The following is a 14,007-nucleotide window of genomic DNA, read 5'->3' on the forward strand; positions in this document are numbered from 1 at the left end:
CGTCTGGCCCGGAGAACAGCGACGGGGGCGGCCACTCGGCCGCCCCCGTCACGCGTCTGCTGTCTAGGCCGTGTAGCGAGGGAACGCCGTGCGGCCGGCGTACACCGCAGCCTCACCGAGTTCCTCTTCGATCCTCAGAAGCTGATTGTACTTGGCGACCCGCTCACTCCGGGCGGGCGCGCCCGTCTTGATCTGACCGCAGTCGGTCGCGACGGCGAGATCGGCGATCGTCGTGTCTTCGGTCTCGCCCGAGCGGTGCGACATGACGGCCGTGTAGCCCGAGCGCTGCGCGAGCTTCACGGCGTCGAGCGTCTCGGTCAGGGTGCCGATCTGGTTCACCTTGACGAGGATCGAGTTGCCGGTGTGCGTGGCGATGCCCTGGGCGAGGCGCTTCGGGTTGGTGACGAAGAGGTCGTCGCCGACGAGTTGCAGCTTCGTGCCGAGCTCGGCCGTGAGGGCGGCCCAGCCGTCCCAGTCGGACTCGTCGAGCGGGTCCTCGATCGACACGAGCGGGTACGCGGCTGCGAGCTCGGCGTAGTACGCGTTCATCTCGGCAGAGGTGCGGTCCTTGCCCTCGAACTTGTAGACGCCGTTCTCGTGGAACTCGCTCGCCGCGACATCCAGGCCGAGGGCGATGTCGGTGCCGAGCGTGAAGCCGGCCTTCTCGATCGCCTCGGAGATGAAGTCGAGTGCTGCGCGGTTGTGCGCGAAGTCGGGAGCGAAGCCGCCCTCGTCGCCGAGGCCGGTCGAGAGGCCCTTGGCCTTCAGCAGGCTCTTCAGCGCGTGATAGGTCTCAACGCCCCAGCGGAGGCCCTCGGAGTAGGTCGGGGCGCCGATCGGCAGCACCATGAACTCCTGGATGTCGACGCCGGTGTCGGCGTGCGCGCCGCCGTTGATGATGTTCATCATCGGCACGGGCAGCACGTGGGCGTTGGGGCCGCCGAGGTAGCGGAAGAGCGGCAGGTCGGCGGAATCGGCCGCGGCCTTGGCGACCGCGAGGCTCACGCCGAGAATGGCGTTGGCGCCGAGGCGGCTCTTGTTCTCGGTGCCGTCGGCTTCGACCAGGGCGGCGTCGACGAGGCGCTGGTCGGCGGCGTCGAGGTCTTCGATGGCCGGACCGAGGTCGTCGAGCACGGCGTCGACGGCCTTCTGCACGCCCTTGCCGAGGTAGCGGTCGTTGTCGCCGTCGCGCAGCTCGTACGCCTCGAAGGCACCGGTCGATGCGCCCGAGGGCACCGCGGCGCGAGCGAGCGAGCCGTCGTCGAGCAGCACCTCGACCTCGACGGTCGGGTTGCCGCGCGAGTCGAGAATCTCGCGAGCGCCTACAGCTTCGATGAATGCCACAGTGAACTCCTCTGTGATGGGTGGGGTGGGCAGCGGACGACTCCGTCGTGATCCGCTGTCAGTCTAGTAATGCTCACACCCGCTAGTAATGCTCACACCCGGACTTCATTTCGCCCCGCTCTCCCCCTCCCCTCTCCCCTCGCGTATGTAGGACGAAGCGCGCTCTGTAGGACGCAACGCCGCCAACGCGTCCTACCAACAGCCGGTTGTCCTACAAAGCCGAAGTGCGACCGACGCCTCGACCAGGGTGCGACCGACGCCTCGACCAGGGTGCGACCGACGCCTCGACCAGGGTGCGACCCGGCGCCCCTACGCGGAGAGTTCGCGGAACGCGAGCGACGCGGCTTCCGTCGTCTCGGCGCCCACCTGCGCGAATGCGTCGAACCCGTCGGCGGTGACGCGGTCGAGCAGGGCGCGCAGGTTCTTGACCCGGCGTTCGAGGCGCACGCGGGTTCCGGATGCCACGAGCTCGCGCTTCAGCTCGAGCAGCCGCCCCGGCGCGACATCCACGTCGTAGACGAGCACCACCGCGCGCGGGCGCTCTTCGTCGCGCACGGCGAGCAGGTCGACGATGCGCTCGAAGCCGATCGAGAAGCCGCACGCGGGCACCTCCTGGCCGAGGAAGCGCCCGATCATGCCGTCGTACCGCCCCCCGCCGCCGAGGGAGTAGCCGTGGTCGGGGTGGGCGATCTCGAAGATCGTACCCGTGTAGTACCCCATGCCGCGCACGAGGGTGGGGTCGAACTCGATCGCCGCGTCGGGCAGGCTCTCGCGCAGCGCGAGCAGTTCACCGTACGCATCGAGGTCGAGCCATGAGGGCGCGGGCGCACCCTGCCCACTCTGCGACGACTGGCGATCGGCCAGGTGCCAGTCGGCGGCGGTGAGCGCCTCGAGTTCGGCCGCGACATCCGCGTCGCCCGTGACGATGCCGAGCCCCGCGAGCTCGGCCGCAACTCCCTCGGCACCGATCTTGTCGAGCTTGTCGATCGTGATGAGCGCACGTTCGCGGAGCTCATCCGGAACGCCCCACGATCCGAGGATTCCCGCGAGGATGCGCCGGTCGTTGAGCCGGATCGTGCAGCCGCCGAGACCGAGCGCATCGAGCGTCGCAACGGTCGCGGTCAGCAGTTCGAGTTCCGCGAGCGGCCCGGCCTCGCCGATGATGTCGATGTCGCACTGCACGAACTGCCGGTAGCGGCCCTTCTGCGGCCGTTCGGCACGCCACACCGGCGCGATCTGGATCGCCCGGAACACCGGCGGCAGCGCCGCGCGGTGCGTCGCATAGAACCGCGCGAGCGGCACGGTCAGGTCGTAGCGCAGGCCGAGGTCGGCGAGCGAGAGCGCGTCGCCGGATGCCGCGGCGCGCTCGAGGTCGTCGGTGCCGAGCGCGCGCTTCATGACGGCGAAGGCGAGCTTCTCGTTGTCGCCGCCGAGTCCGGCGTGCAGCCGAGAGGAGTCCTCCATCACGGGCGTTTCGATCTCGTCGAAGCCGTGCGCCGCGTAGACGCCGCGGATCACGCCGAGAGCGTGCTCGCGACGGGCCTTCTCGGCGGGGAGGAAGTCGCGCATACCGCGCGGAGGGGTGACGGATGCGGCCATGCCGACCATTCTTCCAGCACGCGGGCGTCGGTCGCGGCGCGCCGGTCGGGGCGTGCGCCTCAGCCCGCGTCGAGCTCGATGCCCTTGGCCGCCGCCGCGCGGCGCAGTGCGTCGGCCTCGTCGATGCCGACGCCGACGTAGATGCGCAGTCCGTCGGCGTCGTCGCGCACGACGTACTCGACGTCGGTCGTGACGACGAGCTCGTCGTTCGCATCGAGGTAGCTCCATCGCACACGCACCATCGAGATGACCTCGGTGAGGGCGCTCACCGCACGAACCTCGGGCACGATCGATTCGAAGCCGAGCCGACGATAGAGCGGAAACGACGAGGAGAGGCCGGCCGCCATGTCGGCACGGCTCTCGAGGGCGCCGGCGAACTCGTCGGTGATGACCATGCCGGGCAGACCCCAGAGCCGCGCGGTCGCCTCGGCGTCCAAGTCGCGCTGCGCCTCGGCGTAGCGGTCGAAGAACTCCTCGAGCCGCCAGTCCTCGATGCCCATGGATCCCCCTCCGACGTCGATGTCTCGTCCGAAGGTACGCCCGCGGGGCGGCATCCGCGAGCCCCGCACCGGCGCGTCAGGCGCCGCGTCCGGCGGCGCGTCAGCCAGCGCGTCAGCCGGCGCGCGGCGCCTCGGCGGCGCGCACCTCGTTCTCGAGCCCCCGCACGACGACACGCAGCGCGCGCTCGGCATCGAGACCCTGCACGCGAGCGGAGGCCACGAGCCCGAGCAGCGCCGCGCCGAGTTCCTCCTCCGTCGCGGGAGAGAGCGGCGCGGGCGCTGCGCTCGGGGCCTGCGCCGTCGCATGCGTCACGCCGACCTTCTCGGCCTTGCCGAGCACCTTCTGCGCGAGCGCGAGCGCGGGCATACCTCGCGGGATCCCGTCGAGCACGCTCGTGCGGTGCGGCTTCTCGTCGGCCTTCAGGTCGTCCCAGAACGCGACCACGTCATCGGCCGTCTCGGCCTCGCGGTCGCCGAAGACATGCGGATGCCGCGACACCATCTTGGCCGTCATGTGGCGCGCGACGTCGTCGATGTCGAAGCGTTCGCCGTCGGTGTTGGCCGCGAGGTCGGCATGGAAGAGCACCTGATAGAGCACGTCGCCGAGCTCCTCGATCATCTCCTCGCGACTGCCCGACTCGATCGCGTCGATGAGCTCCCAGCTCTCCTCGACGAGGTACTGCACGAGGCTCGCGTGGGTCTGATCGGCATCCCACGGGCAGCCGCCCGGGGCACGGAGCAGGGCAACCGTGTCGATGAGTTCGTCGAGTCCGGAATGCGCAGCGCCCATACCGGCAGCCTAGGTGCACCCCGCCGCGAGGGCATCGGCGAACACGTGGCGCCGGCGCGCTCAGGCGTGCTCAGTGCACGACGGCGAGCAGGACGCCCACGATGATGAACAGCACGCCGAATACGCCGTTGAGCGTGCGCTGGCCGCGCACCGAACGGGTGAACCGCCGCAGGCTGTGCGCTGCAACCGCGAAGAAGCCCCACATCACGATCACGTCGACCACCACGACGGTCAGGCCGACGACCAGGTACTGCGGCAGGAGCGGCAGTTCCGGGCGGATGAACTGCGGCAGGAATGCGAGGAAGAACACGATCGCCTTGGGGTTCAGGAGGTTCACCCAGAGGCCGCGGCGGAACATCGACCAGCGCGACTCGGCGCGCGCGTTCCGCGCCCGCCCTGCGGCATCCGCCGTGCTTTCATCCTCGCCCTCGTCGACCGGCGGCTGCGGCTTCGCGAGCAGTTGCCGGATGCCGAGGTAGACGAGGTAGGCGGCGCCCGCGTAGCGGATGACCTCGAATGCGACCGGCGAACCGGCGACGAGCACGCCGAGGCCGGCCGCGACGATCAGGATGTGCACGATCAGCGCGGCCTGCTGCCCGATGATGCCCCAGATCGAACGCCGGAACCCCGCGTTGAGGGAGTTGCCCATCGTGTTGATCGCGCCGGCGCCCGGGGTGAAGCTGATGACGAAGCAGGCTGCGAGGAGCGTCGCCCAGAGCGAGAGGGTCACCGCACCAGCGTAGGCGCGGCGATCGGCCCTGACCGTCCGTCGCCCGTAGACTGCCGGGAGGAGTGCCGGGAAGTCTGGTCGGCCGACGGGAGACCGTCGTCACCGCCTCGCCGACCTCGTCCGTGCTCCCGCAGCTCGTGCACGCGACTTCCTTGGAGTCCACACATGAACTTCCTCCGCTCCGAGCGCTGGGCAGCCGCCCTCCTCCTCATCGCCGCCGCGCTCGGCCTGCTGGTCGCGAACCTCTCGTTCGGGCCGGCGCTCATCGAGCTGAAGGATGCGCACCTCGACCTGCCCTGGCTCGGCCTCGACCTGTCGGCGGGTCACTGGATCAGCGACGGCCTGCTCGCGATCTTCTTCTTCATCGTCGCGGTCGAGCTGAAGCGCGAACTGGTCATCGGCGAGCTCAACACCCTGTCGAAGGCGCTGCTGCCGGCGATCGCCGCGGGCGGTGGGGTCGTCGTGCCTGCCCTCATCTTCCTCGCGTTCACTGCGGGCACCGAGACGGCCGACGGATGGCCCATCCCCACCGCGACCGACATCGCCTTCGCCCTCGGCGTGCTCGCCATGTTCGGCACGTGGATCCCGACCCGAGTGCGGGTGTTCCTCCTCGCGCTCGCGGTGCTCGACGACCTCATCGCGATCCTCATCATCGCGTTCTTCTTCACCGCCGACGCGAACCTCGCGTCGATCGGCTTCGCGGGCATCGCGATCACCCTGTTCGGCGCGGTGAGCCGCATGATGAAGCCGCGATCGGCGTGGATCCTCGCGCGCCGGCCTCAGTGGCCGATCGTGCTCGTACTGATCGTGCTCGGCGCGCTCGCCTGGTACTTCGTCTTCCAGTCCGGCGTGCACGCGACGATCGCGGGTGTCGCGCTCGGCCTCGTCATGGCGCGTCGCCCCGGCGGGCGTGCAGTGCATTCGCTCGAACCGTGGTCGAACGGCGTGATCCTGCCGCTGTTCGCCTTCTCGGCTGCGATGGTCGCGGTGCCCCAAGTGACCCCGAGCGAGCTCGACCCCGCGTTCTGGGGCATCCTCATCGGATTGCCGGTCGGCAAGATCATCGGCATCATGCTCGCGGGCGGCCTCGGCGCACTCGTCATACGGCGCAGCTCGGGCACCTCGCTCACCCTCGGCGACCTGTTCGTCGTCGGCGCGCTCGGCGGAATCGGCTTCACGGTGTCGCTGCTCATGAACGAACTCGCCTTCGCCGGGCTGCCCGAGGTCGCCGATGAGGGCACCCTCGCGGTGCTGCTCGGTTCTGGCGTGGCGATCGTCGTCTCGGCCGTCGTCGTGAGCCTGCGCTCGCGTCACTACCAGCGGCACGGGGGCCACGCGGGCGTGGGCGGCGCATTCTCGCGCTGAGCCGCGCACCGTCGGAGCGGGCGGTGCCACGTCATCGAGCGACATCCTCTTGACCGCCTCCTCGCACGCCACTATTGTTCGAGTCGGACGTGTGACATCAGACGTCCCAACAGCTCGGCAGTGTCGCTGGCGGCCATCCCGCATTCGGGGGTTTCGACCGCGCCGGTCACCGGCGACACGCGCTCGAGCCCGCACCGACCGGAAGGAACGGAATGACCGGATATCTGAGCAGAGCAACGCGGCCCATGCTCGCCCTGGCTGCCTCCATCGCGATCGTGGGCGGTGTCCTCGCCCCAGCGACCTCGGCGTCCGCGGCGCCCGCACCGGACTACGACATCGCCCCGGCGACCGGCGGCCCAGGGACCTACACGGAGCAGCAGCTCGCGACCAACGGGCAGGGCGGGTTCCCCAACTACCGCATCCCCGCGCTGACGGTCACGAACAGCGGCGACGTCCTCGCGTCCTACGACGGCCGCCCGACCGCCGCGGACTCACCTGGGCCCAACTCGATCCTCCAGCGACGTTCCGCCGATAACGGGGCCACCTGGGGCGCGCAGGAGGTCGTCTCGGCAGGAAAGGCGACCGCGCCGATCGAGGGCTACTCCGATCCGAGCTACATCGTCGACCGCGAGACCGGCACGATCTTCAACTTCCACGTGAAGTCCTACGATGCCGGCTTCGGCAGCTCCCAGCCGGGCGTCGACCCGGCGGCGCGCAACGTCATCCATGCGAACGTCGCATCATCGACCGATGACGGGCAGACGTGGTCGCACCGCACCATCACCGCCGACGTCACGGCAGATCCGGGATGGCGCTCACGCTTCGCCGCTTCGGGCCAGGGCATCCAGTTGAAGTACGGCGAGCATGCCGGCCGCCTGCTGCAGCAGTACACGATCATCAATGGATCCGGCCAGTTCCAGGCCGTCTCCGTCTACTCCGACGACCATGGCGAGACCTGGCAGGTCGGTGCGCCGGTTGGCACCGGCATGGACGAGAACAAGACCGTCGAACTCTCCGACGGCCGCATCCTGCTCAACTCCCGCGACTCCGCCCGCTCCGGCTACCGCAAGGTCGCATACTCGACCGACGGCGGCGTCACGTACGGCCCGGTGACCATCGACAACGAGTTGCCCGACCCGACCAACAACGCTTCGATCGTCCGCGCCTACCCCAATGCGGCACAGGGTTCCGACGAGGCCAAGGTGCTGCTGTTCTCGAACGCCGCGTCCACGTCATCACGCACCAACGGCATCGTGCGCATCAGCTACGACGACGGAGAGACCTGGCCGCAGGCACGCGTCTTCCAGTCGGCAGGCATGGCCTACTCGACGCTCGCAACGCTGCCCGACGGCAAGATCGGCCTGCTCTACGAGCCTGACGGCGGCAACGGCGGCATCCGCTTCGCCAAGTTCGACCTCGACTGGCTCCTGGCAGCGCCCGTCACCCAACCGGGCGCCATCGAGGTCACGGGCGGCACCGTGACGAACCCGAAGACCGGCGCCTACGTCGTCGGCGACATCGTCAACTACACGTACCGGGTTGCGAACCTCTCGAGCGCGATCACGACGGTCTCCCCCACCGGCAACCTCGAGCGCTTCGACCCGGCCGCCGGGGCACCGAACTGTCGCTACCGCAACCTCCCGGCGAACGGCTCGTACACCTGCACTTCGGCTCGGCACACCGTCACGCAGGCCGACCTCGACGCCGGATCCTTCACGCCCGTCACGACGTGGACCTCCACCTCCGGCGAGACCGTCACGACCGTGGAGCACTCGGGCCAGACCCTGTACTTCGGGGTGCCGGGCACGATCACCGTCGACGGCGGCGAGCTGGCCGACCCGCAGGAGTTCTACGCGGTCGGCGACGTGCTGCGCTTCAACTACACCGTGCTCAACGCCTCGAACGCCGTGACCAACGTCGTTCCGACCGGCAACCTGGCCGGCCTCGACCCGGCGCAGGGCACGCCGAACTGTCGCTGGCTGAACCTCGCCGCGGGCGGGTCGTACACCTGCACCTTCGCCCACCATGTGGTCACGCAGGCCGACCTCGACGCCGGATCCTTCACGCCCGTCACGACGTGGACGTCGACGTCGGGATCGGACGTGACCGTCGTGCCGCACACCGGCGCGACCGTCGAGCTCGGCGCGCAGCCGTCCGCCGTGGAGGTGACGGCGAGCAGCCGCTGCCTGGCCGGCAAGGTCTACCTCGCGGTACGTGCGAAGAACGTCGGTGACGAAGCGGTCGACATCACGCTGCAGACGACGTTCGGCGAGCGCAGCTTCGCTGCGGTGGCGCCCGGTGCGTCCGCGTTCCACGCGTTCGCCACCCGTGCGGCCGCCATCGACGCGGGCGCTGCCAGCGCCACCGCGGCCGATGCCGCTGCCGTCGACGCCGAGTACGCGGCACTGAGCTGCCGCTGACGCCGACGCTCGGTCGGTGCGGCGCGTGATGCGCTTCGGGGTGCGTCCGGCTCCCTGAAGCGCATCACGCGTTCGCGGTCGCGGCGTCCGCCGCCGGTGTCTCGGGCATCGGGAAGATCGCCGTGATGAGCCGCGACACCCAGTCGATGAGGTCGGCGTCGCCCGGCAGTTCACCGTTCGTCACGGGGAACGGCACGAGGATCACGTCGTTCTGCGCGAAGTGCTTGGCACCCGGATACATGCGCTCGAGTCGCACGCGGCGGGAGTCGGGGATGCCGGCGGGCGCGATGCGCAACTTCGAGCCCGTGGCGATGACATCCGAGAGCCCGGCACGCTGGGCGTCACGGCGGAGCCGTGAGATCGCGACGAGGTGCTCGACCTGCTCGGGCGGCTCGCCGTACCGATCGACGAGTTCGTCGAGCACCTGGTCGATCTGCCCGTCTTTGGCGGCCGGCCCGCTCGCCGCCGAGAGCTTCTGGTAGGCCTCGAGGCGCAGGCGTTCGGAATCGACGTAGTCGTCGGGAATGTGCGCATCCACGGGCAACTCGAGCCGGAGCTCGGTCTGTCCGGTCGCGACGTCGCCGCGGAAGGCCGAGACCGCTTCACCGATCATCCGCAGGTAGAGGTCGAAGCCGACGCCGGCGATGTGTCCGGCCTGCTCGGCGCCGAGCAGGTTGCCGGCACCGCGGATCTCGAGGTCTTTCAACGCCACCTGCATGCCGCTGCCGAGTTCGTTGTTGGCGGCGATCGTCGAGAGCCGGTCGTGCGCGGTCTCGGAGAGCGGTTTCGCGGGGTCGTACAGGAAGTACGCGTAGGCACGCTCGCGCCCTCGGCCGACGCGGCCGCGAAGCTGGTGCAGCTGCGAGAGCCCGTACTTGTCGGCACGGTCGATGATGATCGTGTTCGCGTTGGAGATGTCGAGCCCCGTCTCGATGATCGTCGTCGAGACGAGCACGTCGAACTTGCGCTCCCAGAAGTCGACGACGATCTGCTCGAGCACGTGCTCGTTGAGCTGCCCGTGAGCCACGGCGATGCGCGCCTCCGGCACGAGTTCGGCGAGCTGCGCCGCGACGCGATTGATCGAGGAGACCCGATTGTGCACGAAGAAGATCTGACCCTCGCGCAGCATCTCGCGGCGGATCGCCGCGGCGACCTGCTGCTCGGAGTACGGCCCCACGAAGGTGAGGATCGGGTGGCGATCCTCGGGCGGGGTGGCGAGCGTCGACATCTCGCGGATGCCGGTCACCGCCATCTCGAGCGACCGGGGGATCGGCGTGGCACTCATCGCGAGGATGTCGACGTTCGTCTTCAGCTTCTTGAGCGCGTCCTTGTGCTCGACGCCGAATCGCTGTTCCTCGTCGATGATGACGAGGCCCACGTCTTTGAACTTCACCTTCTCGGTGAGGATGCGATGGGTGCCGATCACCAGGTCGACCGTGCCGTCGGCGAGCCCGGCGATCGTCTCGCGCGCCTCCTTGTCGCTCTGGAATCGGCTGAGCGCGCGCACGTGCACGGGGAAGCCCGCGAATCGATCGCTGAACGTCTCGAGGTGCTGCTTGACGAGCAGCGTCGTCGGCACGAGCATCGCGACCTGCTTGCCGTCTTGGATCGCCTTGAAGGCCGCGCGCACGGCCACCTCGGTCTTGCCGAAGCCGACGTCGCCGGCGAGCAGCCGGTCCATGGGGATCGACCGCTCCATGTCGGCCTTGACCTCGTCGATCGTCTGCACCTGGTCGGGCGTCTCGGTGAACGGGAACGCCTCTTCGAGCTCGTGTTGCCACGGCGTATCGGGCCCGAACGCGTGCCCCTTCGACGCCATGCGCGCCGAATAGAGCTTGACGAGCGAGACGGCGATGTCGCGCACGGCCTTGCGGGCGCGGCCCTTGGCCTGAGCCCAGTCGCTGCCGCCCATCTTCGAGAGCGACGGCGCCTCGCCGCCGACATAGCGCGAGAGCAGATCGAGCTGGTCGGTCGGCACGAAGAGACGGTCGCCGGCGTGCCCGCGCTTCGACGGCGCATACTCGATGACGAGGTATTCGCGCACCGCCGTGGGCTGCTGCGCCATGCCCGCGGTGCGGCTCGGACCGGTCGGCCGCGCCCCCGTGGCGACCTCGCGCTGCACCATCTCGATGAACCTGCCGATGCCGTGCGTCTGGTGCACGACGAAATCACCGGTCTTCAGTTGCAGCGGGTCGACGACGTTGCGCCGCCGGGCCGCGAGCTTCTTGCCCTGACGCGCATCGTAGCCGGCCGCACGCCCGTAGAACTCGGACTCGGCGATGAGCCCGAGTCTGACTTCGGGCACCTCGTAGCCGTGGGCGGCGTCGGCCTGCACGAGGTAGGCGACGCCGGGTTCGAGCTCGGTCGGCACGTCGTCGACGATGCGGGCCGCGAGGCCTGCTTCTGCGAGCACGTCACGAGCGCGCTCGACGAGACCGTGACCGGCGGATGCCACGACGAACGTCCACCCGTCACGCAGGCGTTCGGCGGCGTGATCGATGGCCCCGGCCACGTTGCCCTGGAAGCTCGGCATCGCGTTCGCCGCGAGACGCACCGTGGCGGAGGCACCGGTCTCGCTGGAACCGGTCGCTCCGCCGGCAGCAGCGGCCACGACCTCTGCGGCGTCGCCCATGTCGAAACCCGAGAAGTTCCACCACACGCGCTGCGGGTCGGGCTCGCCCGGGGCACTGAACAGCGCGGCATCCCGAAGCCGGCGCACCGTCAGGAAGTCGCCGGCCGCGAGGTCGATCGGTGCGGCGGCGCCGACGGTCGCGGCATTCCACGCCGCCGCGAGGAACTCGCGGTTCGTCTCGCCGAGGCTGACCGCACGCCCGGCGACGCGCTCGGGCTCGAGCACCGCGACCGCTGCGCCCGGCGGCAGGTAGTGCGTGAGTGGCACGAGCCGCTCGAGCAACGCCGGGGCGAGCGACTCCATGCCCTCGACCGGGATGCCCTCTGCCACCTTCTCGAGCAGCCCGGCGAGGCTCGGGAACTCGTGCACCATCTCGCGGGCGCGCTGCCGCACGGGCTCGGTGAGCAGCAGCTCGCGACTCGGCGGGAGCGCCACACGCTCGACGGCGTCGGGGAGTGAACGCTGGTCGGCGACCGAGAACGCGCGCAGCTCTTCGACCTCGTCACCGAAGAACTCGACGCGCACTGGGTGATCGGCGGTCGGCGGGAACACATCGAGGATGCCGCCGCGCACGGCGAACTCACCGCGCCGGCCGACCATGTCGACGCGCGCATATGCGAGGTCGACGAGCTGTACCGCGAGCTCGGCGAGGTTGTAGCCGCGCCCGCCGGCGACCAGCTCGATGGGCTCGAGCGACGCGAGATTGTCGGCGAGGGGTTGCAGCGCGGCCCGCACCGAGGCCACGACGATGAGCGGATGCCGCGAACCCGCGAGCGCCCAGTCGTGCATGCGCCGCAGGGCATGGAGCCGCCGGCCGACCGTCTCTGCCGAGGGGCTGAGACGCTCGTGCGGCAGCGTCTCCCATGCCGGGAACTCGATGAGTTCGGCTTCCGGCAGGTACGGAGACAGCGAGGCCCGAAGCGACTCCCCCTCGCGGCTCGTCGCCGTGATGGCGAGCAGCGCGGGCGGGAGGCCCGCCTCGGCGCGACGCTGGAGGAGGCCGGCGAGGAGCGGCGCGTCGAGCCCGGCCGGCGCCGAGAAGTCTGCGTTCCTCTGGGCCTCAGCGAGTGCGGCGTCGACGGTTTCGGCGCGCGAAAGCGCCGCGAGAAAGCCCTGGAGGTTCACCCGTCGAGTCTACGCGGCCCCTCCGATGCCCACGCCGGTCGTTCCGTCCTCGCCTCGCAACCGCCTCAGCTGCTACGGCCGATACGATGGGCGCCGCAGACGAAACACCAGGAGGTCCTCCGCATGATCACCGCCGCCGCCGATGGATCGGCGCTCGGAAACCCCGGCCCTGCGGGTTGGGCCTGGTACGTCGACGACGGCTGCTGGGCGGCCGGCGGCTGGAAGCACGCCACGAACAATCAGGGTGAGTTGAAGGCGGTGCTGGAGCTGTTCCGCGCGACAGCGCACCTCGACGAAGAACTTCTCGTGCTGTGCGACAGCCAGTACGTGATCAACGCCGTCACGAAATGGATGGCGGGCTGGAAGCGCAAGGGCTGGCGCAAGGCCGACGGCAAGGCCGTGATGAACGTCGAGCTCCTGCAGGAACTCGATGCCGAGCTCGCGGGGCGTCGATACCGCTTCGAATGGGTGCGGGGGCATGTGGGGCATCCGCTCAATGAAGCCGCCGACGAACGCGCACGCGGTGCGGCGACCTCGTTCCAGCGCGGCGCCGACGTGCCGAACGGTCCGGGCTGGAACATCGAATGCGAATCCGCCGTCTCGAGCGACCCAGCGGCGGGGCCCGCACCGGCCTCCGAATCCGTCGACGGCGACGCGCCGGATCTCGACGATGCGCTCTTCAGCCTCGACGAGGAGCCAGAGGCCTGGCACACCGTCACCCTCGCACTCTCGACCGAAGACATCGACCGGCTTCGGGTTCGCGCCCAGGCCGAGGGCCTATCGCCCGAAGAGTTCCTCCGGGGACTCATCTGATCGGCCTCGACCGACGTCCACGCTCAGCTCGGCGCGTGGAACCGCTGCTGCGCGGCGACCAGTCCGAGGTCGGCGACCGCCTCGACGGCATCCGCGGCATCCGACAACAGGTTCGGCAACGCCGAACGCTCGGTGCTGGAGAAGTCTTTCAAGACGAAGTCCGCGGCGTCCTGTCGGCCGGGCGGACGGCCCACACCGACACGCACCCGTGTGAACTCGTTGCCGATCGCCTTGGCGATATCGCGTAGGCCGTTGTGCCCGCCGTGCCCACCGCCGTGCTTCAGCCGCACGGTGTCGAACGGGATGTCGAGTTCGTCGTGCACGATGATCAGACGTTCGGGCCCGCGCGCGTAGAACTTCAGGAGCGCCGAGACCGGACCGCCCGAGGTGTTCATGTAGCCGTTCGGCTTCGCGATGACGAGCTTCGGGCCGCCGGGGCGGAGGAACCCCTCCGCGACGCGCGAGGGCGTCTTGTGGGTCTTGAACGAGGCGCCGAGGCGGCTCGCGAGTTCGTCGGCGACCATCTGGCCGACGTTGTGCCGATTGCCCGCATACTGCGCGCCGGGGTTGCCGAGCCCGACGACGAGCCAGGTGTTCTCGGCCACGGCGTCATCTTCTTTCGGGCGGGGGCGCAGTCGGTCGAAGAGTCCCATGGGTTCCTCCGATCGCCGGCATCATGCGAGAGCTGC

10 protein-coding genes are annotated in these 14,007 nt (G+C 69.7%); 3 read left to right on the forward strand and 7 right to left on the reverse strand.

The window, feature by feature from the left end:
• Positions 1-63 precede the first annotated feature (63 nt).
• From eno to FHG54_RS13600, 5 genes are all read right to left on the reverse strand, one after another.
• Positions 64-1,344, reverse strand: coding sequence for a phosphopyruvate hydratase (eno, locus tag FHG54_RS13580; protein WP_139417742.1), 1,281 nt, complete (start codon positions 1,342-1,344; stop codon positions 64-66).
• Between the two features lie 309 nt (positions 1,345-1,653).
• Entirely contained in the window at positions 1,654-2,943 is a 1,290-nt protein-coding gene (gene hisS / locus FHG54_RS13585; protein ID WP_139417743.1) for a histidine--tRNA ligase, read from the reverse strand.
• A 59-nt stretch (positions 2,944-3,002) separates the two neighbouring features.
• Positions 3,003-3,443: a DUF6841 family protein gene (locus FHG54_RS16400; RefSeq protein WP_157002394.1), complete on the reverse strand. Its 441-nt coding sequence runs from the start codon at positions 3,441-3,443 to the stop codon at positions 3,003-3,005.
• Positions 3,444-3,555: 112 nt separating this feature from the next.
• On the reverse strand, positions 3,556-4,233 hold the full coding sequence (locus FHG54_RS13595; RefSeq protein WP_139417745.1) for a nucleoside triphosphate pyrophosphohydrolase: 678 nt from the start codon (positions 4,231-4,233) through the stop codon (positions 3,556-3,558).
• 70 nt (positions 4,234-4,303) lie between these two features.
• Positions 4,304-4,963: a LysE family transporter gene (locus FHG54_RS13600; protein WP_139417746.1), complete on the reverse strand. Its 660-nt coding sequence runs from the start codon at positions 4,961-4,963 to the stop codon at positions 4,304-4,306.
• Between the two features lie 165 nt (positions 4,964-5,128).
• Between FHG54_RS13600 and FHG54_RS13605 the strand changes: the two genes are divergently transcribed.
• The gene (locus FHG54_RS13605; RefSeq protein ID WP_139417747.1) at positions 5,129-6,328 is read left to right on the forward strand and encodes a Na+/H+ antiporter NhaA; all 1,200 of its coding nucleotides are present in this window, start codon (positions 5,129-5,131) and stop codon (positions 6,326-6,328) included.
• Positions 6,329-6,540: 212 nt separating this feature from the next.
• Positions 6,541-8,748: a sialidase family protein gene (locus FHG54_RS13610; RefSeq protein ID WP_139417748.1), complete on the forward strand. Its 2,208-nt coding sequence runs from the start codon at positions 6,541-6,543 to the stop codon at positions 8,746-8,748.
• Between the two features lie 64 nt (positions 8,749-8,812).
• Here FHG54_RS13610 and mfd read toward each other — a convergent pair whose 3' ends face one another.
• On the reverse strand, positions 8,813-12,505 hold the full coding sequence (gene mfd, locus FHG54_RS13615; RefSeq protein ID WP_139417749.1) for a transcription-repair coupling factor: 3,693 nt from the start codon (positions 12,503-12,505) through the stop codon (positions 8,813-8,815).
• A 123-nt stretch (positions 12,506-12,628) separates the two neighbouring features.
• Here mfd and FHG54_RS13620 point away from each other — a divergent pair, with 123 nt between their 5' ends.
• Positions 12,629-13,318 (forward strand): RNase H family protein, encoded by a 690-nt coding sequence (locus FHG54_RS13620; RefSeq protein WP_139417750.1) that lies wholly within the window; start codon positions 12,629-12,631, stop codon positions 13,316-13,318.
• A 23-nt stretch (positions 13,319-13,341) separates the two neighbouring features.
• Here the strand turns inward: FHG54_RS13620 and pth are convergent, their stop codons facing one another.
• Positions 13,342-13,971 (reverse strand): aminoacyl-tRNA hydrolase, encoded by a 630-nt coding sequence (gene pth, locus FHG54_RS13625; RefSeq protein WP_139417751.1) that lies wholly within the window; start codon positions 13,969-13,971, stop codon positions 13,342-13,344.
• Positions 13,972-14,007: the final 36 nt, after the last annotated feature.

This window comes from Agromyces laixinhei, assembly GCF_006337065.1.
Taxonomy (GTDB): Bacteria; Actinomycetota; Actinomycetes; order Actinomycetales; family Microbacteriaceae; genus Agromyces; species Agromyces laixinhei.

Coding starts and splice junctions, on each gene's coding strand:
- hisS (WP_139417743.1), bottom strand. CDS start 2,943: ATGGCCGCATCCGTCACCCCTCCGCGCGGTATGCGCGACTTCCTCCCC.
- pth (WP_139417751.1), bottom strand. CDS start 13,971: ATGGGACTCTTCGACCGACTGCGCCCCCGCCCGAAAGAAGATGACGCC.
- FHG54_RS13620 (WP_139417750.1), top strand. CDS start 12,629: ATGATCACCGCCGCCGCCGATGGATCGGCGCTCGGAAACCCCGGCCCT.
- FHG54_RS13610 (WP_139417748.1), top strand. CDS start 6,541: ATGACCGGATATCTGAGCAGAGCAACGCGGCCCATGCTCGCCCTGGCT.
- FHG54_RS13605 (WP_139417747.1), top strand. CDS start 5,129: ATGAACTTCCTCCGCTCCGAGCGCTGGGCAGCCGCCCTCCTCCTCATC.
- FHG54_RS13595 (WP_139417745.1), bottom strand. CDS start 4,233: ATGGGCGCTGCGCATTCCGGACTCGACGAACTCATCGACACGGTTGCC.
- FHG54_RS16400 (WP_157002394.1), bottom strand. CDS start 3,443: ATGGGCATCGAGGACTGGCGGCTCGAGGAGTTCTTCGACCGCTACGCC.